Genomic DNA, 22,159 nt, shown 5'->3' with positions numbered 1-22,159 from the left:
TGGCCCGCGGCGGCGAGCATGAAAAGGCCGAGGGACCCGGCCGCGCCCGCAACGTCATCATCGAGTTTCCCTCGCTGGCCGCCGCGCATGACTGCTACCATTCGCCGGAATATCAGCGCGCGGTGGCGATCCGCCAGAAGGTCGCCGATGGCGAGATCGTGCTGGTGGAGGGCATTTAGGCCTGGCGGGGGAAGGCGAGGTCACGCCGGATGTTCGTCACTGGCCAGCGCTTGCGCCTGGTGGCGGTGCCCGAGCGTTTCGTAACCGACGACGGTAACGGCCGGCGCCAGCATCAGGATGACGAGGCAGACAGCCATGTCGACACCGGCAAGCGCGGCCAGTATGGCGAGCGCGACCACCGCCGCCGTCGCGACCAGCAGCCAGATGTGGAACGGGTCGAAACGCCGGACGAGATAGGTGTAGAGCGCATAGACCCCCGCCAGGAAAACGGCGGCGGGAATAGCGGTGGCCAGCAGCGTCGCGAGCGGGCCGATATGGGCCTTGTGTTCGATGAAATATGCCGCGACATGCAGGCCGGCGCCGGTCGCCACGATTGAAGCGACAATCAGCATCTGGCCGTAGCCCCAGACGAAGGCCCGGTTGCGGTGCGCGTGCAGCACCGGCGCCGAGGGCAGCATGTAATAGACCCACCACATGCCGAAGGTGAGGCCGGTGCCGGCGATGCAGACCAGCGCGGCATCGAGCGACCAACCCTGTTCCTCGACCACCGCCGACAGGCTCGCCAGCGTGCCGACGACGCCTTCGCCGAGCGCAATGATGGCGAACAGGCTGTAGCGCTCGGCCATGTGGTGGGCATGCCAGGGCGTGCCGCCATGCCTGCGCTCGGCGATCACCGGGCCTGCAAGCTCCACCAGAAGCAGGATGACGGCGAGCACGATGCTGGTGGCGACCGAAAAATCGACCAGGATCTGCACCACCCAGCCGATCTGGGCGATGGCAATGGCGATGACATAAGTGAGGCAGATGCCGCGCCGTGCGGGATCCTGCCGTGCCGCGCGCAGCCACTGGAAGATCATGGCGACGCGCATGATGACGTAGCCGAACACCATCACCGAATTGTCGAGGTGTTCGCCGTGCTCGATGGACGCGAACATGCGCGGCAGGCCGATGGCCAGCACCAGCACGCCGATCATCTGCACCATGGTGATGAGGCGGAACATCCAGTCGTCGGTGTCATAGGCGGAGGAGAACCAGGAAAAATTGATCCAGGCCCAGCAGATGGCGAAACTGGCGAAGGCAAAGCCCAGCAATGCGGCTGTGTGGTGCCCCTCGGCCAGCGCGTGGGCCAGTTGCGAGGAGGCGAAGCTGAACGCGGTGACGAAGGTCAGGTCGAACAGCAGTTCGAGCGGTGTGGCGACGCGATGCACCTCATGCGGATCACGCCCGGCCATGCGCCTGATGTGGTGGTGAAGGGTTTCGGGAATGACAGAGGTTGTGGTCATCAAGCGGCCTTCGCTGGGGTCTTTGGCCGACAGTAAAGCAATCGTAGCGAAGGTGTGAAACGGTTTTCCCGGGGAAGCGCGTGAAAACAAGCAGTTAGGGCCGCGCGCATCGCTGCGGGCAACGGGTGCGCGGCCGACAACGCGAAGGCTTCAGTTGCCGAAGCGACTCGCCGCCGTTTCGGCCATCGCTTCGGCAAGGCTCAGATTCCATTGCGACCGGCAATAGGCGCGGAAATCGAAGCAGGGCAGGCCGGGGCAGACTTCGAATTCGATCAGATGAACCGTGTCGTCGGCCTCGACGCGCAGGTCGACCGAAAAGACGTCGCGCAGGCCAAGCCCGTTCATCAGCCGCGAGGCGATGGCGCGGATCCTGGCGTCGGCTCCTGGCTGGACGTCGGCGACGGCGACGAGTTCCGGCTCGACATATTGGCCGGCCGCCTTCGCCGCCTCGCCGGTTTCGCCGTAAAGCGCCATGCTGTCCGCCATGGTCTGGAAATCGGCGCCTGAATCGACAAAGGCGACGCCGAGCGCCTCGACACCGACTTGCGGCGTCAGCCCGAGGAAGCTGGCGCGCACGTTGCGGCCGGCGACATAGGGTTGCACGACCACGTCGTCGCGGTAGGCTTCGAAAACGCGTCGGCTGAGCTCCAGTGCGTGGCCGAGATCATCGCAGCGCGAATCCGGCCAGATGCCGATCTTGGCGCCGAGCCGGTTGGGTTTCACGAACCAGCCCTTGGCCGAGGCCGGCGGCTCGACCAGCCACTTCCCGTCGCGGGCAAGACCGGCTTGCGGCACCGGCAGGCCGAGCGCGCCAAGCACGGCGCCGGAGCGGAACTTGTCCTGGCAGAGCGCGAACAGGGAATCGTCGGCGCCGATCGTCCTGAACCCGCCAAGGCGTGCCAAGGCGGGCGCGGCGCCGCCCCGGAAATAGGCGATACCGTCGGAGAGCGTCCACACCAGCGTATTCCTGGGATCCGCCCCGCCAAGCGCCCTGGCCGCATCGTCGAGTTCCACGGGAGCAAAGGAGAGGCCCCGCGCCTCACAGGCCGCGGCAAGCACGCCGAACTCGGGAGCCAGATCGGTCGACTGCGCCAGGTAGGAGGAAATCTCGGTGGCGCGCTGCGGGCCGTAACCATCTGCGATCAGACGGTCGAAGCAAGCCTTTTCCGGCTCATAGACAAGGACAAGGCTGGGCTTCTGCATGATAGATCCGGATTGCTGGCGATGCGATGGGCCACCATCGCACGGCCTGCGCAAACAGCTTGCGCGAAACCGACCCGTCGTGGACGCCTGCGTAACAGCGAGGCATGCGGGTCGACTGGCGGATTCAGGCGATCAGCACGCGCGGCTCGAGGCGGCCGTTGACGGGAATGTCGAGCAGGAACGTCATGCCGCCCTGCAGGTCGAGCAGTCGCTGTTTCTCGTTCTTGCCCGACCAGGCCGAGGTGACCGCCAGCCGGTCAGCGTTTTTGCCGACAAAGGCCGGGCAGGAGGGCTGCGTCACCGGCATGGCGACGGTGCGCACGAGTTTGCCATCGGGGCCATAGGCCTCGATGACGCTACCGCCCCAGACGGCGTTCCACAGGATGCCGTCGCGGTCGAGCACCGAGCCGTCGACATAGCCCTTGGCCGCGCGATGATCGACGAAGACTTTCGGCTCGCCAAAGGGCAGGCCGGTCGCCGGGTCGCAGGCGACGCGCATCAGGAGCCCGGTCGAGGTGTCGGTGTAGTAGGCGATCGCGCCATCTGATGAAAAGCAGATCGAGTTGGTGACGGTGATGTCGGAAAACAGGCGGCGCAGCTCGCCCTTGAAAAACCAGTAGATCGAACCGGCGCCCTTTTCCTCGCCCTTGCCCATCGTGCCGACCCAGAAGGCGCCGCAGGGATGGACGCGCGCATCATTGGAACGGGTGACCGGATTGTCGGCTTCGATCGGCGTATTCAGCGTCAGCTTGCCGGTGGCGACATCGCGCACATGCAGGCCGGTCTCCGTTGCGATCAACTGGCGCTTGTCGTCGATGATGGCGATGGCGCTGGCCATCTGGCCGAGATCGTGGACCTTGGTGGCGCCACCTGAGAGCTGCTTTTCAAGGAGCTGGCCGTTGACTATGTCGAACCAGAACAAAGCGTCGGTGGCGGGGTCGTAGCTCGGCCCTTCGCCGAGCTGGCAGACGTGGTCGGAAAAAACCGAAACGATGGCTTCGCTCATCATGCTTCTCCGAATGCCGCGTCCCAGGCGGCAACGGCTGCGTGCGCGCGTGCTGCAACGTCATCCACGCTCATGCCAGGCTTGAACAGGCTGGAGCCAAGTCCGAAGACCGTCACGCCAACCGCCTTGTAGCCGGCGAAATCCTTTTCCGAGACGCCGCCGACCGCGCCGACCAGCGTCTGCGCCGGCAGCACCGCGCGGATGGCCGATATGCCCGAGGCGCCGAGCACGTTGGCGGGGAAGAATTTCAGCGCCGAGGCGCCGAGCCGGATCGCCTGGAAGGCTTCGGTGGGCGTGAACACGCCGGGCATCGTCACCATGCCATGGTGCATGGCGCGCGCCATCACCTCGGCATCGATGTTGGGGCTGACCAGCAGCCGGCCGCCGGCTTGGTGAAGACTATCGACGTCAGCTGCGGTCAGCACCGTTCCGGCGCCAACCAGGGCCGTCTTCGGCAGCGCGTCGACGATGCTGGCGATCGACGAAAACGGTTCGGGCGAATTGAGCGGAACCTCGATCGCCTCGATGCCGGCATCGAAGACTGCCTGGCCCATGGCGATCGCCTCCGACGGCTTCAGCCCGCGCAGGATGGCGACCAGGCCGCGCTTGAGCTCGGGGAAAGGGGCCGTCTGGCTCATGGAGCTGCTCCGGTTCTGGCGATCATGCCGTTTTCGCGCGCGGCCTCGAAAAGGCCGGCCTGCACCGCTTCATCCGCGCCGACGGTGCGCAAGGAAAGCCCCGCAAGGCCGAGCGCGGCCGCATAGAGCGAGGCGAGCGCGCCCGACGCGATCAGCACGACCGGCGCATTCCCGGCGCCATAACGGCGCCTGGCCGAAGCGATCTCGCCGCCGATCAGAAGCCCGGACAGGCAGGCCGCCGCATCCTCCGATTTCAGATCGTGCAGGAGCCCGGCGGCGCGGATGGCAAACAGCTTCGAGGTGACGTCGCCGCCCTCGCCCAGCGCCCGTTCGCACCATTGCCGGAAGAACGGACTGTCCGCCGTCACCGGCGCGGGATGCTCGCCCAGCGAATGCTTGAGGATCGAGTGCGCTGCCAGCACGGAAAACAGTTCGCCGGTCGGCCATGTGCCGAAGCCCGCGACCGCGCCATCCTCGACCACGACCCATTTCGAGTGCGTGCCCGGCATGCAGGCGAGATGCCGCCCCTTTGCCGGCAACCCGGAACCCGCGAGCTGTGTTTCCTCGCCGCGCATCACGTCAGGCGCGTCGGCCAGACGCTGGGCGAGGCCCGGCACGATGCGAATGTCACGGCGCTCGCCTTCGATGCGGGCAGCGCCGCGCAGGATGGCGCCGATCGGCGACGGCACGGTCACGTAGGGCGCCTCGATCCAGCCCTGCCGCGAGCCGGCCATGCCGCAGATGATGACGGGCAGCGCGTCAGGCGCGCCCATGGCCGCCAAGTGGCCTTCCAGCACGTTCGAAAAGCCTTTTTCGCGCGCGGTGATCAGGCCGTCGTCGCCGCGACGCTCGGCCAGCACCTTGCCGGCGGCGTCGATCAGCCAGGCCCGCAGACGGGTCGTGCCCCAGTCGAGCGCCGCGACCGCGGGTACGCTGCCGGCCAATCCCGGGCTCACAGGAAGCCTCCATCGACGATAAGCATCTGCGCCGTCAGCATGCGCGAGGCGCCCGAGGCCAGGAACAGCACTGTGCCGACCATGTCGTCTGCGCGCATGACCTCCTTGATGCACTGCTTGGCGACATGGGCGGCAAGCGCACCTTCGGTCACCCAGCGTTCCTGCTGCCGTTCTGTGATGACCCAGCCCGGCGCCACGGCATTGACGCGGATGCGGTCGGCGCCAAGCTTGCCGGCCAGCCCCTTGGTGAGGCCGAGGATGCCCGCCTTGGCGGCGGTGTAGGCCGGCATGTCGGGATGGTTGATCAGGTAGGAGGTCGAGGTGAAATTGATGATCGAGCCGCCGCCGGCCCGCTTCATGCCCGGCGCCACCGCCTGCGCGGTGAAGAAATGCGGCCGCAGGTTGATGGCAAGGTTGTTTTCCCAGAAATCGACGGTGACGTCGGCGACCTCGTGGCGCTCGTCCCAGGCGGCGTTGTTGATGAGCACGGTGACGTCCCCATGCGCCTCGGCCGCCTTCGCGGCGGACGCCCGCAGCGCCTCGATGTCGCGCAGGTCGGTCTTGAGATAGAGCGGCCGGCGGCCGAGTTCCTTCTCGAGGCGGTCGGCAAGCTCGATGCTGGGCTTTTCTGCGATGTCGATGAAGGCGACCTTGGCGCCCTGGCGAAGGAAGCCCTCGGTCAGCGCCGCGCCGATGCCGGAGCCACCGCCGGTGATCAGCACCGAGGCGCCTTCGAGGTCGGCAAAACGCGCCGATGGCATCATGATTTTCGTCTCCCGGGATGACCGGCGCGCATCCTAGCCAGAGACGCTTCGCGGGCAAGGGCGAAAAGACGGATTTCCGGGCTTATGTCAGACAAAAGCCCGGATTTTCCGCCAAAGGCGGGGGCGGGCTCCGGCTGGAGCGTGGAATCGCCGGCTCAGATCGCCTTGGCGCGCAGGGCGCCACGGAAGGAATCGCGGAGATAGCCGAGCGTGGCGTCGGCGTCGGCCGGCTTGCCGAACAGGTAGCCCTGCCCGCCGGCGCAGCCGAACTGGACAAGGCGATCGGCCTGCGCTTCCTCTTCGATGCCCTCGGCGACCACGTCCATGCCGAGCCCCTCGCACATTGCGAGGATGGCGCGGATGATGTGCTCGGAAGGCCGGTCGTCGAGAATGGAGGAGACGAAGGCGCGGTCGATCTTGAGCTTGTCGAAATGAAATTCGCGCAGGCGGCCAAGCGAGGACTGGCCGGTGCCGAAATCGTCGAGCGAGACGCGGATGCCGACGCGGCGCAAATCCTCAACGATCTGCGCGGCCGAGGCCGGGTCGTTCATCAGGCCGGTCTCGGTGATCTCGATCTCCAGCCGGCGCGGATCGAAGCCGGTGCGGTCGAGGATCGCCAATATATGCAGGCCGGTGTTCTGGTCGACGAGCTGCGAGGGCGACAGGTTGAAGGACAGGAACAGATCCGCCGGCCAGCTCTTGGCCGCCTCGGTCGCCTTGCGCAACACCAGTTGCGACAGCGGGCCGATGATGCCGCGTTCCTCGGCGATCGGAATGAAGACGGTTGGCGGGACGGCGCCGAGATCGCGGTCGGTCCAGCGCGCCAGCGTCTCGAAGCCGATGGTGCGGCGCGTGTTGAGGTCGACGATCGGCTGGAAATGCGGCTCCACCTCGCCGGCGGAGACGGCGCGGCGCAGCGCCTGCTCGATGCGGGTGACGCGTTTGGCCGCTTCTTCCATCTCCCTGGTATAGACGACGACCCGGCCGCGGCCGGAGCGCTTGGCGTGGTAAAGCGCCGTCTCGGCCTTATTGATGAGGATCTCGGTGGTCTCGTCGCCGGAATAGAACAGCGAGCAGCCGACCGAGGCCGAAAGCCTGGCGGTGCGTTCGCCGACATCGTAGGGCGCCGACAGGATCTCGATCAGCATGCGCGATTTCTCGGCCGCCGCTTCCTCCGAAAACACCAGCGGGTAGAGGAAAGCGAATTCGTCGGCGCCGATGCGGCAGACGGTCGAATGGCCGTCCATCGAGGCGCGCAGCCGCATGGCGACCTGGATAAGGATATCGTCGCCGGCCTTGTGGCCGAACAGGTCGTTGATCGGCTTGAAGCCATCGAGATCGAGAATGCCGACGGTGAAGGGCGCGGGATCGTCGGCACGGTCGCTGATCAGGCGATCGACCTTGTCGAAAAAGCGGCGATGGTTGCCAAGCCCGGTCAACGGATCGGTGAAGGCCAGATCCGTGCTTTCCCTATTTGCCTGACCGGTGCCAAACGGAGTTTGCATCGGTGTCCCTGTTTCCTGACGTCGGAATTTATTTTCGAGACTGGCAGCAAACCCTTTAGGAAACGTATCTCGGAAATCGATTTTCCGAAGCCGGATACAATTGCGCAAATGCAACCCGGCTTGGCTCGGGAACTATGCTCCAGCAAAGGGCCTGATATCTGCGAGAAGCCCGCAAAACCTGCATCAAGCCTGTATTCCCGCGTCGATCAGCCGCCGGTTGAGCGGACGCGATAGAGTTCGAGTGGCGCGCCACGGGTCGCGGCGACCGGCTCCAGCCAGTCCGGCACGTGGCCCTGCATCAGGCCGGCCAGGAAACCGTCCGGCGCGCTGGCCGCGAGCAGCCGGCTTTCCGGATTGCCGGCGCAGAGCGCGACCAGCCCGACATGGTGGCTTTCGACGACGGCCTTGGCGTCGGCGGCCGAACCCAGCAAGGCATCGAACACCAGCAGGTTTCCCGCGACGTTGCGGTGATAGGGCCCGGCAAGCACGCGATGGCCGGTGAAGGCGAGGATCGGCGACCCCAGATTGGAGATGGCAAGGACCGTGGTGGGGGCCATCGCGCCAAGCGCGGAAAACGACGCCTTGCTGTTGCAGGGCGCATCGATGCCGGCATTCCCGACGGGTACGCCGGCGTCGAAGGCATTCGACGCGGCCTCGGCGGCGCCCGACCAGATGGCGTTCACCGAAATCAGCCAGGCCGCCGCCATCCTGAGCATGGTGGCGCCGGACGGGCTGCTCTCCGCCCGTTGCCGCCATTTGGCGATCCATGCCGAAAGCGGGATCACCGCGAAGACGATGGAGAAGGTCGAGCCGCGCACTTCCCAGGCGCTGACCAGAAACGCCACCACCAGCAGAGCGCCGACCAGGCTGTCCTGCCGCCGCCAGCCGCCGGCGCGCAGGCGAAGCGCCATCAGGATGATCGCCAGCAACGGCGTGGCAAACCGTGCCACCGCCCTGGCGGGGTCGTCCAGGATCAGGCGGAAGATCGATTGCGCTTCCTCGATATGACCGAGCCACATGCGCTGGAGGCGCGGGTCGAGATTGGCGTAGGGCGCCGCCAGGCATTGTGGGAACAGGACGGTCAAGACCGCGACCAGAGCGACGGCAAGCAGGCCGAGCGAGACCAGGCGGCGGACCATCGTTGCGTTGGCCGTCTTCAGCGAGGCGATACCCGCAAGCCCGATGCCGGCAAACATGGCGAGCACGAATTGCGCGATCGAGAAGGTGTCGCACTGGGCCTGCATCCATGCAGAGGCCGGAACCGTGGCGACAAAGACGGCAGCGGAGGCGCCGGCGACGCCGAGGCCGAAATCCCTGGCAACAGGCCTTTCGCTCCCGCCGCCGCCGAGAAACAAGAGGGCGACGACCGCGCCCAGCGTTGCGGCATAGGGAGCGCTTTCCATGCCGATGGCCAATGTCAGCACGGCACAGATGCCCGCGACGAAGGCGGCACGACGTCGCGCGGGCGCTTCGAGCAGCAGAGCGAGGCTCGCCAGCGTCAGCATAAGCTGGATGTTGTGATGATCGAGCGCGCCGGGCGAGAAAATGCCGATGTAATACATGGCCGCGCCGCCGACGACGGCGGCCGGCAGCACCGCGCGCTCGCCGGCAAAGGCGCGCGCGGCGCGCAGGATGAAAAACAGCGCAAGCCAGAACTGCAGGGTGGGCCAGACGATCTGGACGATTCTTTCGGCCATTGCCGTGCTGCGCGTCAGCGCGGACGCGCCGAGCATGCCCAGCGCCAGCGGCGCGTCGAGCAGGCGCGACCAATGCATGACGAAGCCGCCTTCCGGCCCCATCCTGTACTGGTGCAGGTCGAACCAGCCCTGACCGGCCAGCAGGTCGCGCGCTTCGACCAGTTGCAGCAGGCTGTCATTGTCACCCGCCGGATTGGCCAGTTGCGGGAAACCCGCATGGGCATTGAGCGCCAGCAGCAGCAAGGCGGCCAGCAGCGCGAACGCGATATCGGACCTCCAGGTGGAAGCTCCGTCCCTTGCCATGCCCATCCTGATCGCCCTGGCGGAAGCGCCGCGCCCTTTTCAGGGCCGGTCGACACTCATGAAGTCGGCCTTAAACCTAGCCTTAACGGCTTCAATAAATAGTAAAACCGCCTGAAAGGAGCCGGTTTTCGGCACGCGGCCGCGTGGCTGGCAGGCAGTCGGAGACGAAAATGCCGCAAGACATCAGCCGTGAGCCCGCCATCGCCGTGCTCCTGCCCTGCTACAATGAGGAACTGACCATTGCCGAAGTGGTGCGCCGGTTCCGCGAAACGCTGCCGGCCGCGACCATCTATGTCTACGACAACAATTCGCGCGACCTGACGGCGCTACGGGCCCGCGCGGCGGGTGCGATCGTGGTTCGCGAGCCGCGCCAGGGCAAGGGCAATGTGGTGCGGCGCATGTTCGCCGACATCGACGCCGACATCTACCTGATGGCCGACGGCGACGGCACCTATGCGCCGGAAGATGCGCCGCAGCTGATCAACACGCTCCTGACCGAGCGCTGCGACATGGTGGTCGGCACCAGGCGCGGCGTCACCGACGATGCCGGCAGGGCCGGCCATGCCTTCGGCAACCGGATCTTCAACGGCCTCTACAAGTCCCTGTTCGGCAGCGACTTCACCGACATCTTCTCGGGCTACCGCGCCTTCACCAGGCGCTTCGTGAAGAGTTTCCCCGCCGTGTCCGGTGGATTCGAGATCGAGACCGAAATGTCGGTGCATGCCTCGCAGCTCAAACTGCCGGTCAGCGAAATCGCGCTCGACTATGGCCGCCGGCCCGAAGGCTCGTCGTCGAAACTGTCGACCTTTCGCGACGGAGCCAGGATCCTGTGGATGTTCGCCATGCTGATGAAGGAGACGCAGCCGCTGCGCTTCTTCGGCGCGTTCTCGCTGTTCTTCCTGGGCGCGAGCCTGTTCCTCATGGCGCCGGTGCTGCTCGAATTCGCCGAGACGGGCCTCGTGCCGCGCATGCCGACCTGGGTGCTGTCGGTCGGGCTGCTGCTGCTCTCCATGCTGGCCGCGGTGACGGGACTGATTCTTGATTCCGTTTCACGCGGCCGCGCCGAGCAGAAGCGTATCTTCTATCTGTCCATGCCTTCCGGGCGCGCCGAGCGGCAGGCCAGCGAGCTGGTGCGCAAGGCCGAGCCGGGCAAGGCCCCGCGCGCGGCCTGAGCGATGCAGCGCCTCCTCCGGTTCGTGTTCGCCGGCGGCATCGGTTTCGTCGCCGACGCGGCAGCGCTCTGGCTGCTGCTGGCCGTCACCCCGCTCGGACCGTTCGTTGCCCGTATCCTGTCGATCGGCTTCGCGCTCTGCGTCACCTGGCAGCTCAACCGGCATTTGACATTCGCGCCGTCGGCGCGCGGCATGGCGCGGGAAGGCGCCCGCTATGGCGGCATAGGCATTGCCACCAGCATCGTCAACTATTTCGTCTATTCGGCCCTGCTGGTGGCGCTGCCGGCGATCCCGCCACTGGCCGCGCTCGCCGCCGCCTCGCTGGTCGCCATGGCGCTGTCCTTCCTCGGCTATTCCAGGCTGGTCTTCGACCGTTAATGCATGCCGCCCAAAAGTGGGCCCGGTTTTGGGACGACGGCATGCATGAAGCCAAAGACCTAAAGCGTGTCGCAGGACACGCTTTAGAACACCGGGCCGATTGGCAGAAGCCGCCGCGACCCTTATATCGCTGTTCGACTTAAAGTGTTGGAGCGTACTTTGTGCATTCAAGGGGATGCACGTCGCTCCAATCGCGCCGGGGACCCGCCATGAAGTTGAAAATCGCCGTCCAGATGGACCATGTCTCCACCGTGTCGATCGCCGGCGACACCTCGTTCGCATTGTCGCTGGAAGCGCAGCGGCGCGGCCACAAGCTCTATCACTACACACCCGACCGGCTGTCGCTGCGCGACGGCAAGGTTTTCGCCCGCATCGAGGAGATGCAGGTGCGCGACGAAAAGGGCAACCACTACTCGCTCGGAGAGAAGGTGCGCACCGACCTGTCGGAAATGGACGTCATCCTGCTGCGCCAGGATCCGCCCTTCGACATGAACTACATCACCACCACGCACATCCTGGAACGCATCCACCCCAAGACGCTGGTGGTCAACGACCCTGCCTGGGTGCGCAACAGCCCGGAAAAGATCTTCGTCACCGAGTTTCCGGACCTGATGCCGGAAACGCTGATCACCAAGGACCCATCGGAAGTGGCCGCCTTCCGCAAGGAGTTCGGCGACATCATCGTCAAGCCGCTCTACGGCAATGGCGGCGCCGGCATCTTCCACCTCAAGGAGGACGACCGCAACCTCGCCTCGCTGCTCGAAATGTTCGGCCAGCTGTCGCGCGAGCCCTATATCGTGCAGCGCTACCTGAAGGACGTGCGCAAGGGCGACAAGCGCATCATCCTCATCGACGGCGAGCCGGTGGGCGCCATCAACCGGGTGCCGGCGGACCACGATTCCCGTTCCAACATGCATGTCGGCGGCCGCGCCGAGAAAACCGAGCTGACCGACCGCGAGCGCGAGATCTGCGCCCGCATCGGACCTTCCCTGAAGGAGCGCGGCTTCATCCTGGTCGGCATCGACGTCATCGGCGACTACATGACCGAGATCAACGTGACCTCGCCGACCGGCGTGCGCGAGGTCAAGCGCTTCGGCGGCGCCGACATCGCCGCCCTGTTCTGGGACGCGGTGGAGGGGAAGCGGAAGTAGTTCGAGCTACAAATCCGCTTTTTCAACCGCGCATCGTCCGCCTCTTCAGTTCAGCGGCACGTTGATCCGCGCCTGGCCCGCTATGGCGGAATAGCCGGACGATCCGATGCCGTCATAGGAACCGGTGGCCGAGAAGGACACGCCCCGCGCGGTGCGGAAATTGAGGCCGGCCTTGATGCGACCGCGCAAGCCTGTCGGGCCGGTCGCGGTGTCGGACAGGGCATCGAAGCCATCCGCATTGGTGGAGGCGAAGTTCCAGATCAGTTCCGGCGCGAAGGACGGCTCGACCCACAGTCCGCCGTCGGTCGCAAAGCCATAGGACAGTTCGGGAGAGAATTTAAGCTGGCCCAGCTCGGTCTTCACGCCCGGAATGGTGACTTCGAAAGTGTCCTTGTAGGCGTCGGTCTTATCCTGGAAATAGGTGAAGCCCAGATTCGGGGTGAAGGTTACCCCCTGCCCCAAATTCCATTTGCCCGAGATTTCCGTGGAGGCCAGCCAGCGCGTGGACGTGAAGTCGCCGGAGTCCGAAAGGCTGTTGCTGGAGCGGCCCCACCCGGCCCGCGATGTCCAGAACAGCCGGTCGGTCAGACGCACCGTGGCATAAGGCCCGGCCATCCATCCGGTGCCGGAGACGGCCGTACCGGATGTCTGCTTCATCGTGTCGACCTGGCTGAACGCACCAACCAGCAAACCGGGATTGATCACATAATCCGCACCCGCGGTGAACAGGCCGAACCGGCCGCTGCGTTCGCCATTGTAACCGGCATAGGTACCTTCCACCCACAGGTCGAAGGGCGAGTAGGAATGTGAGCCGCCCTGCGAGCCGTTGAGGCCAAGTGCGGCTTCCTGCCACTTCGTGAACTGCGAGAGCGAGCCATGGAAGAAAGCGGCGAAGCCGTCATGGGCATTCACGGTGGCATCGAAGGCGCCGGAATAGCTCAGCCGGTCCATGGATCCGGACTGACCGGCATTCTGCACGGCGCCCAGCAGCATCGCCTGCAGGCCATAGGGATCCTGGCGGCCGGCGGTATCTTGATAAGCCAGTGCGGCGGTTGGGAGGAGTGGACTGACTGCTCCCGCACGCGATCCGAAAGCCGCTGGCGGCAGGCCGGATTTCAGCCCCGCTGCCTGTTGGTTCGTGGGATCGGAAGAACCAGCGCCGCCGCCCTGGCCCGCGGCCTCGTTCAGACGGCCCATGCCATGGCTGCTGTAGTCAGGCTGGTTGCTGACGATCTGGTTGGCACGGTCGGAGATGAAGCCACCTATGGCCTCGGTCACCGCGCCGATATCCGTGGTGGCGACCGCGATCGTCTGCTGGGCCTGCGGGGCCGCCGCGTAGTGAACATCGCCGGCCTGATTGGCGTTCACGATGCAGGTGCCGGCCTGCGAGAGGAACGATACCGTGTTGCCCGAGATGCTGCAGACGCCCGCGCCGCTCGATGCGTCGATCGAGAACAGGACGGGCTCGCCGGACCCGCCACCGGTGGCCGAGACCAGATAGTCGGGCGAATGGACATGGACGGGGCTGGGCGGTGTCGAGGTGAAGGTGATGGTCTGCCCGATGCTGTCGATCTTGAGGCTGAAGCTGCCGGTCGCCGTCGCGCCATTGGCGTCCGTCACCGTCACCACATAACTGGCCGTCGCGCTGACGGTCGTCGGCGTGCCGCTTACCTTCCCGTCGGCCGTGCCGAAGTCGAGGCCCGCCGGCAAGGCCGGCGAGACGGCATAGGACAAGGGCGCGGTTCCACCGCCGCCGGTGACGGGCGTAAACGGGGTCACCGGCGAGGTGACGATGAGCGCCTTGGAAGCCACCGCCTGTGTCGCCGTGACGGCGCTGCCGACGGCAAGCGAGAAGGTATTGGATGCCGAGGCGTTGTTGGCGTCGGTCACTGTCACCGTGTAGGTCGTGGCGCCCGATGCGACGGTTGGCGTGCCGGTGACGGCTCCGGTCGCGGTGTCGAAGCTCAATCCCGCCGGCAGCGCGGGTGACAAGGCATAGGACAGCGGGCTGGTTCCGCCAGCGCCGGTCACGGGGGTGAACGACGCGCCCGCGTGGCTCTGGGTGAGGATCGTCGTCGCTATCGCCTGCGTGGCGGTGACGGCGCCGTTGACGGCAAGCGAGAACGTATTGGATGCCGTGGCGCCATTGGCGTCGGTTACCGTCACCGTGTAGGTCGTGGCGGCCACTGCGCCGCCTGGCGTGCCGGTGACCTGCCCGTTCGCGATGTCGAAGCTCAATCCTGCCGGCAACGCCGGCGATACGGCATAGGATAGCGCGCCGGCTCCACCACTGCCGGTCACGGGGATGAACGACGCGGCCGGGTGATTCTGCGTGAGGTTCGTCGTGGCGACCGCCTGCGTGGCGGTCACCGCGCCGTTGACGGCGAGCGAGAACGTATTGGATGCCGAGGCGCCGTTGGCGTCGCTCACCGTCACCGTATAGGTCGTGGCGGCCGCTGAGCCGCTTGGCGTACCGGTGACCTGCCCGTTCGCGGTGTCGAAGCTCAATCCTGCCGGGAGCGCCGGCGATACGGAATAGGATAGCGGGCTGGTGCCACCGCCGCCGGTAACGGGAGTGAACGACGTGGCCGCGTGATTCTGGGTGAGTATCGCCGTCGCTATAGCCTGCGTGGCCGTGACCGCGCTGTTGATGGTGAGCGAGAATGTGTTGGATGCCGTGGCGCCGCCGGCGTCGGTTACCAAGACAGTATAGGTCGTGGCGGCGGATGCGACGCTTGGCGTACCAGTGATGGCGCCGGTCGATGGATCGAGAGACAGGCCGGCGGGCAGGGACGGGTTTACGCTGTAAGCCAGCGCGGCGATACCGCCGCTGCCTGTCACCGGTGTGACAGACGTGGCCGCCCGCCCGCTGGTCAGGGTCAGCGTCGGCACGGTTTGCGTGGCCACCACCGGGCTTGTGACCGTCAGATCGAATGTCCTGGAGGACGTCTGCGGCGGATTGGCCTCATCGGTTGCCGTGACGGTGTAGGTTGTTGTCGGCGACGTTGCGGAGGCGGTGCCGGTGATCGCGCCTGTCGAGGTGTTGAATTGCAGGCCTGCAGGCAAAGTCGGCGATATGCCGAGGGTGATTGCCGGTGCGCCACCGGACGCCATGACAGGTGTGACGGAACTGACCGTCACGCCTTGATAGACGTTCAAAGAGTTGACGGCCCGAGTGGTCGTCAGCAGATTATAAAACGTGAGGACCGAGTAGCCCTTGCTTCCAAAGGCGCTGCCAGATTCGGTGGCCGTGGCGGCATCGAGCGTGGTGTCGATGGAAGTATTGCCCGCGGACGATGGAAGCAGAATGTCGACTGTAAGGGTGCAGCTGCCAAGGCCAGGCAGGGTTGCGCCTGAGAGAACAAGGCCATTGGGTCCATTGCCGACATCTACACTGCCGCCGCAGCCGTTGACCAGATTTGCCGGTGAGGGATACCTGGCGCCGTTGCTGTTATGAACACGGACGGTAATGCCCGTCAGCCCCACCGGATTGGGATTTGTCAGTACCAGTTGCCCCTTCACCACCTGGCCGGCGATCGGCGTTCCCGCATAGACATATGACAGTGCGGAATTGGGCGGAGAAACGGCCAACACCTGCAATTGGAAGGTTTTTGACGACGTTTGCGCCGGACTGGACTGATCGGTGGCGGTGACAGTGTATGTCTTCGCGGTCGAGGTAACAGTCGGCGTTCCGGTGATTTCGCCGTTTGCGGCATTGAACGAAAGACCTGTCGGAAGGCTTGGCGATATCGCAAAAGAGGGCCCGTTGCCGCCGCTCGCGGTGACAGGCGTCAGGCCCGTACCGATAGACGTGGATTGGTAAGCGGTGATCGAAGGAATAGCCTGGCTGGTCGTCAGCACTGCGTAGCTGGTCAGGCCGATATAGAAGGTGCCGTCTCGGGTGCTTCCGGATTCGTTTGAGGAAACTCCCCCGTCTTGATTGCGTACAGAAAAGAATCCCGGGCTATTTGGCAATTGAACAATCAGTTTTATGCTGCAGTTCGCAAGACCGGCCAATGACCCACCGGAAATCTCAGCCCTTGAATTCAAAGCAAGAGACGTGGTGGCGCCGCAAGTATTGCTGTCCACCGAACTGAAGTAGGCGCCGTTGGTCAACCAGGCTGAGGTGCTGACATTCGTCAGGGGTGTGGCGTTGGGATTTGTAAACCCGATTGTCAGAACAACCGTTTGACCCGCTATTCCAGTAGCCGGAGTGAATTGCGCCGATGAAACAGGTGGCGATGGTGCCGTGTAAGCTGGCGCCGCCCACCCGACCGCACCGCAAACAAAGATACCCGCAACAACCAGAATGCGGGCCAGAACGGCCCAACGCATAAACTGATTTCCCATGGTCCCGGCAGCCCCCGCCCATATATGAGCGGTGGCGGAAAACCATGTCCGCATGCACCCCTCGCCCACGCCGGGGACTGTTCCGACGGGCGCGAGGCGCGTTCAAGCCTGATGTGGCCGGTTGGGACGCCGGGTTAAAAAAATGGGACGATCGGTAAAGCGCGGCTTTGCTGGCGGTACGGATCGTATGACATTGTCTCCGTCACGCGACGATTTGCCAGAGACCATTGATGAATTCGCAGAACGACACACAGCCGGCCTTCATAGATTGCTATCGCGGGGTGTTTCCCGAAGATGACCCCCAAAGTGTCCTGTCCTATTCGAGGATCGTTTCGCCGGCCTTCGATTTCGACGTGCCGTCTCTCATGGACGGTGTTCCGTTCTTCGCGACATCCGAAATCTATCCCCTGCCCCAGGTAACAGTTTCGCGGGTGAAGAGCGGCGCGGGCCGGTTCACCCGCACGATCAGGACCATGGCGCGTCACGGCATGGATCAGATCCTGGTCGTCTGCTACACGCGCGGCCATTTCGACCTGACGATCGCCGGCAAGACCAGGCGCATCGAGGCCGGGGATTTCGCGTTTCTCGACCTTTCGCAGGAAATGGCGATCGAAGCGCCGGTCGTCGAGAATGTAAGCCTGGCGGTGTCACGCCGCAGGCTCGAGCCCATGGTACCGTTCCTCGACGACGCTCACGGTTTCGTGCGCCGGCAAGGACCCCTGACAACCATTCTGCGCGGCGTGATGGAAAACGTCATCGCGGTTGGGCCGGACCTTCCGGTTTCCGAGGCCGGGGCTGTTGCCGACACCATCATCCAACTCGCGACGGCGTGTCTCGAACCCTTGTCGAGCCAGCAGAATGAGGCCAGACCCGGCCGCAGGACGATTTCCCTGGCCGCGATCAGGGCCGCCATCGAACAGCGGCTTTCCGGTTCCGAGCTGACGCTTCACACGCTGATCGACGAGTTCGGCATTACCCGCTCGACGCTCTACCGGATGTTCGAGCCGCTCGGGGGAGTCAGCGCCTATATCAACGAACGGCGGCTCAGATTTGCCTTTCGCCGCATGGCGGACACGACGGAGCCTGAAGTGCGTATTTCGCAACTCGCCTTCGATCTCGGGTTCAGCCACCCGTCGGCCTTCACGCGCGCCTTCAAGAAACTTTTCGGCCTGTCGCCGAAAGATGTCAGGAGTCTCGCCTCGCAATCAAAGATGGAAGACATGGAATTGCTGGCGTCCCGCGATCTCCTGCAATATCTCAAACCGATCGAACGGCGATCGAGCGCGATATCCGCGCCGGCATAGAGCTGTCCCCGGAGAAACGCGGCTTCCGAGGCCAAGCACAGGCAGGTCGTTTTCATTTTGTATTAACCATGTTCCGCTTTTTCAATCGAGTACAACCTCCCTGCAACCGGCACGCTTTTCTGTTCTTTCATTGTTCTTGATTTGACCAAGAGCTGCGAGCGCCTTCACGAAAAGGCCGCCCGGCCGATCGCAAGGCTTGATGCGGCGGGCCAACATGGCGCCGATCGGCCCGCCCAATGAAAGCAGCTACGACCTGCCGGAAAGAAATAGATGCATCGCCAAGTAATAGCATTGCGGAAAAGCGATTTTTGAAGTTAGAGAGATGAAAGTGGGGGTTCGATTATCCCGTGGCTCCGCTGTCCAACACAGGCGACCCTGTCTCCAAAAAAGGCGGCGGCGGGACCGCCCGCTCCATCCGCAAATCCGATCCGGACCTGGCACCAGATGAATGCAACGATGAGCCAGGTCGGCGAGACTTCCTCGACCCGCCGCGTGTCGGTCATGATCGGCTGCCTCGCCCTGCTGACCGCGCTCGCGGCCTTGTGGCCGATCTATCGGGCTTTTCTAAACATCGAGATCGATACCAACGAGGGGTGGAACGCCTACTATGCCGACGCGGCGATGGGTCGGATGCCGCTCTATCCCGCCGCCGGTCAGCTGATCGCCAATAATTATCCGCCGCTTTCCTTTTATATCGTCGGCGGTCTGGGGCGATTGATCGGTGACGCCGTTCTGGCCGGGCGGTTGCTGTCGCTCGCGGCGGTCCTGGTGATCGCCTGGGGCGTTTTCCGCGCGGTCCGCCTGCTCGGTGGCGACACCACCTCCGCCTGGATCGGCGCGCTGTTTTTTGGCGCCACCATGTGCCGTTTTTTTACCGGCTATGTCGGGATGGACGACCCGCATTTGCTGGCGCAAGCGGTCATGACGGTTGGCCTGGTTGCCTTCCTGCGGGCCAGGTCGCGGGATCGCGGCTATGCCTTGTCCATCCTGCTGATGGTGGGTGCGGGGTTCATCAAGCACAACATCGTCGTCATGCCGCTGACGGCGATGATCTGGCTGGGCATGAACCGGCCGCGGCAGATGGTAAAGTCGGCGCTTCTGGCGGCGCTCGCCATCGCGCTTGGATTTTTCGTTTGTTACCTTGCCTTCGGCCCCGACTTCTTCACCAATTTGAGGTCGCCGCGCGCCTATGCGTTAAAGCACGCCTTCGGCGCCATCGGGCATCTGCAATGGATCGCCGTCGGCCTGGTCGCGTGGGCTTACGTCGGCATCACGCGCAGTGCCGATCCCAATATCCGGTTCTGCAATCTCTTGAACATCCTTGGCCTCGTGATGTTCTTCGTCCAGAAAACCGGCGATGGCGTAGCCTACAACGCGCAATTCGAACTGGTCTTCGGGGTGTCCGTCGCCACCGGCCTTGCCTTCGCCAACGCGCCGGTTCTGCCGCTCGCCCGGCGCTGGTCGCCGCAGGCGCTGCGATTTGTCCTTCTGCTCGCCATTTGTCTGCGCCTGGTGGCGTCCGCGCGCGTTGAACCGGTGCGATTGCTGGTGGACCCGAGCTTCCACGCGGAGATCGCCGCGCGCGAAGCCGCCATGTCCGCGACGGTCGCCCGCCTCAAGAACACGCCCGGGGACGCGACCTGCTTCTGTACGCTCGCCAGCTACCGTTCGGGAAAGCCCTTCGTCATCGACCCCTTCTACGTCCAACAGCAGGTTCTGACCGGCCATCTTCCGCCTGACGCCGTCACCAAGCTGATCGACGATGGAAAATTGACGGTCGTGAAAGCGGACCCCCTTCTGCACTGGTGAGTTTTATTTCATGGTATCGTTGCGGTAGCAGACCCAGATGACCGGGGGAGCCTTTTGAATATCGACGTCAGAGACAGTCAAAATGCGACGTCGCATTTTGCCCCCCTGGTTTCCGTGATCATTCCGACGTTCAATGAAGTTGCGAATGTTTCCAGGATCGCGGCGGCAGTCGGGATCGCGCTCGAAGGCACAGACCACGAGATCGTTTTTGTCGATGACGATTCCCTTGACGGAACAAGAGCCGAAATAGCGAAATTGGCGGCAACCGTCCCGGGGATCCGGCTCATTCATCGCATCGGCCGGCGCGGGCTCTCTACCGCCGTCACGGAAGGCATGCTCAGCACGACCGCTCCCTTCATGGTCGTCATAGATGCCGATCTCCAACATGACGAGAGCATCATACCGGAAATGCTTTCCTTCCTCGAAGCCAATACCGCCGACCTGGTGGTTGGTTCAAGATACGTCGAAGGGGGCGGGCTGGGTTCCTGGGACAAACGCCGCGCACAAATCAGCGCCTTCGCGACGTGGCTGGCCAAGGTGGTGACCAAAAACGATCTCAGCGACCCGATGAGCGGCTTCTTCGCCATCACCAGGCCGGCTTTCGACAATTCGGTCAGGGATCTGTCCGGCCAAGGCTACAAGATCCTGCTGGATATCTGCGCTTCGGCGAAATCTCCGTTGAGAATCCGGGAAGTCGCCTACCAGTTCCGGACAAGGCAGGCCGGCGAGAGCAAACTGGATGCGTTGGTTACCTGGGAATACCTGATGCTGCTGGCCGACAAGCTGGTCGGTCACGTCATTCCGGCGCGCTTCATATCTTTTTCCCTGATAGGCGGTCTTGGCGTCCTCGTTCATATGGCCGTGTTGTCGGTGCTTCTCGCCACCGGCCTTGCCGATTTTTTCGCCGCTCAAGGCCTCGCGACATTCACCGCGATGGTGTTCAACTTCTTCGTAAACAACACGTTGACCTATCGCGACCGCCGCCTCCGGGGCGTCAGGGAGGTGATTTACGGCTTGTTCAGTTTCATGCTCGTGTGCTCCGTGGGCGCTTTCGCAAACGTGGGCATTGCGAACTACCTGTTCGCGAACAGCCACTATAGATGGTGGTCGGCAGGTCTGGCCGGCATTCTGCTTGGCGCCGTCTGGAACTACGCGGCCACATCGGTCTTCACCTGGCGGGTAAGAAAGCGTTCGAGCGATCCCGTGAACGCTTCCGGCGTGTAGACCGGCAATGACAGCTGCCGCCGCAACCGGACTTTCAACGCGAACGCCCGCCTTTCATCAATAACTCGGCTATCTGTTCCTGTAATGTTCTTGCTCTGATCAAGAAATTGTGATTGTCTTGCGGAAAGGGCCATCGCTGGCCTGATCGCACGGCCGGACAGGCCAATATCCCGGGGGCAAAACATGGTGGCGCGGGTCCGCACTGTCGCTTTCCAGGGCATCGAGGCCGTGCCGGTCGATGTGCAGGTGATGATCGCGCCCGGCAAGGTCAACATGCACATCGTCGGCCTGCCCGACAAGGCGGTGGCCGAAAGCCGCGAACGCGTGCAGGCCGCCCTTCATGCGTCGGGCCTGTCGATGCCGTCGAAGAAGGTGACGGTCAACCTGGCGCCGGCCGACCTGCCCAAGGAAGGCAGTTACTAACTGTCCATCCCGCTTTATTTTTCAAGGATCTCGGCTGCGCCTCAGATTTGTACTCACTGGATACTCACGTCCTCTGAGCACAGCTGACGGTCGATGTTCGAGGCTAAAAAGCGGGGGGACTTGCCTTGTCGTCGAAAATTGAATGTTATTGTGCGTAGAAATATTTTTCTACGGGGGAAAAAATGGCAGGCTTAGACACTATAGCGAGCTTAGCAGCGGTTGTAAGCGCGTTGACCGACCTGTACACTCTGGGGAAGGAGCCATTTGAGGACTATCTGAGGCGCCGAAGAGAGACGATAACACCAAATACACTTGACGGTGGAAGTATATCTTTCTTTTCTAGCTATTCTGACAAAGAGGTTAGGGCAATTGAAAAGCGTCTTTTAGAGTGCCGCAAGCGCTTTATTGCGGAGGGCAATGGTTTGCAGCGACGGAAATGCTTGTGTAGCGTTTTGGCTGACGTTCGCTCCGGGAATAATGGCTTACCACCCAGTACTTCCTGGCACCAACTTGCCGACCAACTATCTTGTTTCTAGTTGATCAATACCGACAATATGAAGCGACGCTTAAATTAACGGTGATGGCGCGACTGATATGCAATCAGTCTTATAATTCAAATGTGGCGGCTATTTGCGCCAAGTTATGTGGGATGGCAGAGTAGAGAGGTAGACTAGGCGCGATAACCAGCGCCAGGGTTGCCCGGGCGGCGCTGCTCGACTTCCAAATAGCTTGATGCTTGCTTCTTGGGAGGGGGCACTCATGTTTCGGTTCATCGCGGCGCTGGCTCTCGTCGGCATTTTCATGCCGACCAAT

At 63.7% G+C, this 22,159-nt stretch carries 16 protein-coding genes and 2 pseudogenes; 8 read left to right on the top strand and 10 right to left on the bottom strand.

The features are described 5' to 3' along the window. The coding region (locus J0I79_RS15065; RefSeq protein ID WP_292859915.1) for a DUF1330 domain-containing protein at window positions 1-179 on the top strand (179 nt) is incomplete at its 5' end. Between the two features lie 21 nt (window positions 180-200). On the opposite strand, the gene J0I79_RS15060 is transcribed toward J0I79_RS15065, so the two are convergent. The 8 genes from J0I79_RS15060 to J0I79_RS15025 form a co-directional block, all read right to left on the bottom strand. Next, a complete protein-coding gene (locus tag J0I79_RS15060; protein ID WP_292859912.1) occupies window positions 201-1,463 on the bottom strand; it encodes a low temperature requirement protein A in 1,263 nt (420 codons plus the stop codon). Window positions 1,464-1,613: 150 nt separating this feature from the next. Beyond that, the gene (locus J0I79_RS15055) at window positions 1,614-2,666 is read right to left on the bottom strand and encodes a D-alanine:D-lactate ligase-like protein (protein ID WP_292859909.1); all 1,053 of its coding nucleotides are present in this window, start codon (window positions 2,664-2,666) and stop codon (window positions 1,614-1,616) included. A 124-nt stretch (window positions 2,667-2,790) separates the two neighbouring features. Continuing rightward, window positions 2,791-3,672, bottom strand: coding sequence for an SMP-30/gluconolactonase/LRE family protein (locus J0I79_RS15050; RefSeq protein WP_292859906.1), 882 nt, complete (start codon window positions 3,670-3,672; stop codon window positions 2,791-2,793). Beyond that, window positions 3,672-4,310 (bottom strand): 2-dehydro-3-deoxy-6-phosphogalactonate aldolase, encoded by a 639-nt coding sequence (locus J0I79_RS15045; protein WP_292859903.1) that lies wholly within the window; start codon window positions 4,308-4,310, stop codon window positions 3,672-3,674. The genes J0I79_RS15050 and J0I79_RS15045 overlap by 1 nt, the downstream gene beginning before the upstream one ends. After that, window positions 4,307-5,266 carry a 2-dehydro-3-deoxygalactonokinase gene (locus J0I79_RS15040; RefSeq protein WP_292859900.1) on the bottom strand — a complete coding sequence of 320 codons (960 nt, stop codon included), beginning with the start codon at window positions 5,264-5,266 and terminating at the stop codon, window positions 4,307-4,309. Before J0I79_RS15040 ends, J0I79_RS15045 begins: the two co-directional genes overlap by 4 nt. Next, a complete protein-coding gene (locus J0I79_RS15035; RefSeq protein ID WP_292859897.1) occupies window positions 5,263-6,030 on the bottom strand; it encodes an SDR family oxidoreductase in 768 nt (255 codons plus the stop codon). Before J0I79_RS15035 ends, J0I79_RS15040 begins: the two co-directional genes overlap by 4 nt. Window positions 6,031-6,185: 155 nt before the next feature. Beyond that, entirely contained in the window at window positions 6,186-7,535 is a 1,350-nt protein-coding gene (locus J0I79_RS15030) for an EAL domain-containing protein (RefSeq protein ID WP_292859894.1), read from the bottom strand. A 206-nt stretch (window positions 7,536-7,741) separates the two neighbouring features. Further along, a complete protein-coding gene (locus tag J0I79_RS15025; RefSeq protein WP_292859891.1) occupies window positions 7,742-9,535 on the bottom strand; it encodes a GtrA family protein in 1,794 nt (597 codons plus the stop codon). 170 nt (window positions 9,536-9,705) lie between these two features. On the opposite strand from J0I79_RS15025, the gene J0I79_RS15020 reads away from it, so the two are divergent. The 3 genes from J0I79_RS15020 (at window position 9,706) to gshB (ending at window position 12,236) form a co-directional block, all read left to right on the top strand. Next, the gene (locus J0I79_RS15020; RefSeq protein WP_292859888.1) at window positions 9,706-10,707 is read left to right on the top strand and encodes a glycosyltransferase; all 1,002 of its coding nucleotides are present in this window, start codon (window positions 9,706-9,708) and stop codon (window positions 10,705-10,707) included. Between the two features lie 3 nt (window positions 10,708-10,710). Next, window positions 10,711-11,085 (top strand): GtrA family protein, encoded by a 375-nt coding sequence (locus J0I79_RS15015; protein ID WP_292859885.1) that lies wholly within the window; start codon window positions 10,711-10,713, stop codon window positions 11,083-11,085. Between the two features lie 209 nt (window positions 11,086-11,294). After that, on the top strand, window positions 11,295-12,236 hold the full coding sequence (gene gshB, locus J0I79_RS15010; RefSeq protein ID WP_292859882.1) for a glutathione synthase: 942 nt from the start codon (window positions 11,295-11,297) through the stop codon (window positions 12,234-12,236). Between the two features lie 45 nt (window positions 12,237-12,281). On the opposite strand, the gene J0I79_RS15005 is transcribed toward gshB, so the two are convergent. Continuing rightward, window positions 12,282-15,827: a putative Ig domain-containing protein gene (locus J0I79_RS15005; protein WP_292859879.1), complete on the bottom strand. Its 3,546-nt coding sequence runs from the start codon at window positions 15,825-15,827 to the stop codon at window positions 12,282-12,284. A 12-nt stretch (window positions 15,828-15,839) separates the two neighbouring features. Continuing rightward, window positions 15,840-16,571, bottom strand: a pseudogene (locus tag J0I79_RS35125) (Ig domain-containing protein); the annotation flags it as partial. A 245-nt stretch (window positions 16,572-16,816) separates the two neighbouring features. On the opposite strand from J0I79_RS35125, the gene J0I79_RS15000 reads away from it, so the two are divergent. From J0I79_RS15000 to J0I79_RS14985, 4 genes and pseudogenes are all read left to right on the top strand, one after another. Then, window positions 16,817-17,890: a helix-turn-helix domain-containing protein gene (locus J0I79_RS15000; RefSeq protein ID WP_292859876.1), complete on the top strand. Its 1,074-nt coding sequence runs from the start codon at window positions 16,817-16,819 to the stop codon at window positions 17,888-17,890. Between the two features lie 456 nt (window positions 17,891-18,346). Then, on the top strand, window positions 18,347-19,699 hold the full coding sequence (locus tag J0I79_RS14995; RefSeq protein ID WP_292859873.1) for a glycosyltransferase family 39 protein: 1,353 nt from the start codon (window positions 18,347-18,349) through the stop codon (window positions 19,697-19,699). A gap of 54 nt (window positions 19,700-19,753) precedes the next feature. Continuing rightward, window positions 19,754-20,923, top strand: a complete 1,170-nt coding sequence (locus tag J0I79_RS14990; protein WP_292859870.1) for a glycosyltransferase family 2 protein — start codon at window positions 19,754-19,756, stop codon at window positions 20,921-20,923. Window positions 20,924-21,106: 183 nt separating this feature from the next. Then, window positions 21,107-21,340, top strand: a pseudogene (locus J0I79_RS14985) (magnesium chelatase domain-containing protein); the annotation flags it as partial. Window positions 21,341-22,159 lie beyond the last annotated feature (819 nt).

This window comes from Mesorhizobium sp. (assembly GCF_017306585.1).
Taxonomy (GTDB): domain Bacteria; phylum Pseudomonadota; class Alphaproteobacteria; order Rhizobiales; family Rhizobiaceae; genus Mesorhizobium.
Note: the sequence above shows the minus strand (reverse complement) of the source record. Positions and strands in the feature narration are given on the sequence as shown.

Excerpts from the sequence above, each read along its gene's own strand:
- J0I79_RS15060 (WP_292859912.1), bottom strand. The coding sequence starts at position 1,463 with ATGACCACAACCTCTGTCATTCCCGAAACCCTTCACCACCACATCAGG.
- J0I79_RS15055 (WP_292859909.1), bottom strand. The coding sequence starts at position 2,666 with ATGCAGAAGCCCAGCCTTGTCCTTGTCTATGAGCCGGAAAAGGCTTGC.
- J0I79_RS15050 (WP_292859906.1), bottom strand. The coding sequence starts at position 3,672 with ATGAGCGAAGCCATCGTTTCGGTTTTTTCCGACCACGTCTGCCAGCTC.
- J0I79_RS15045 (WP_292859903.1), bottom strand. The coding sequence starts at position 4,310 with ATGAGCCAGACGGCCCCTTTCCCCGAGCTCAAGCGCGGCCTGGTCGCC.
- J0I79_RS15035 (WP_292859897.1), bottom strand. The coding sequence starts at position 6,030 with ATGATGCCATCGGCGCGTTTTGCCGACCTCGAAGGCGCCTCGGTGCTG.
- J0I79_RS15030 (WP_292859894.1), bottom strand. The coding sequence starts at position 7,535 with ATGCAAACTCCGTTTGGCACCGGTCAGGCAAATAGGGAAAGCACGGAT.
- J0I79_RS15025 (WP_292859891.1), bottom strand. The coding sequence starts at position 9,535 with ATGGCAAGGGACGGAGCTTCCACCTGGAGGTCCGATATCGCGTTCGCG.
- J0I79_RS15020 (WP_292859888.1), top strand. The coding sequence starts at position 9,706 with ATGCCGCAAGACATCAGCCGTGAGCCCGCCATCGCCGTGCTCCTGCCC.
- J0I79_RS15015 (WP_292859885.1), top strand. The coding sequence starts at position 10,711 with ATGCAGCGCCTCCTCCGGTTCGTGTTCGCCGGCGGCATCGGTTTCGTC.
- gshB (WP_292859882.1), top strand. The coding sequence starts at position 11,295 with ATGAAGTTGAAAATCGCCGTCCAGATGGACCATGTCTCCACCGTGTCG.
- J0I79_RS15000 (WP_292859876.1), top strand. The coding sequence starts at position 16,817 with ATGAATTCGCAGAACGACACACAGCCGGCCTTCATAGATTGCTATCGC.
- J0I79_RS14995 (WP_292859873.1), top strand. The coding sequence starts at position 18,347 with ATGAGCCAGGTCGGCGAGACTTCCTCGACCCGCCGCGTGTCGGTCATG.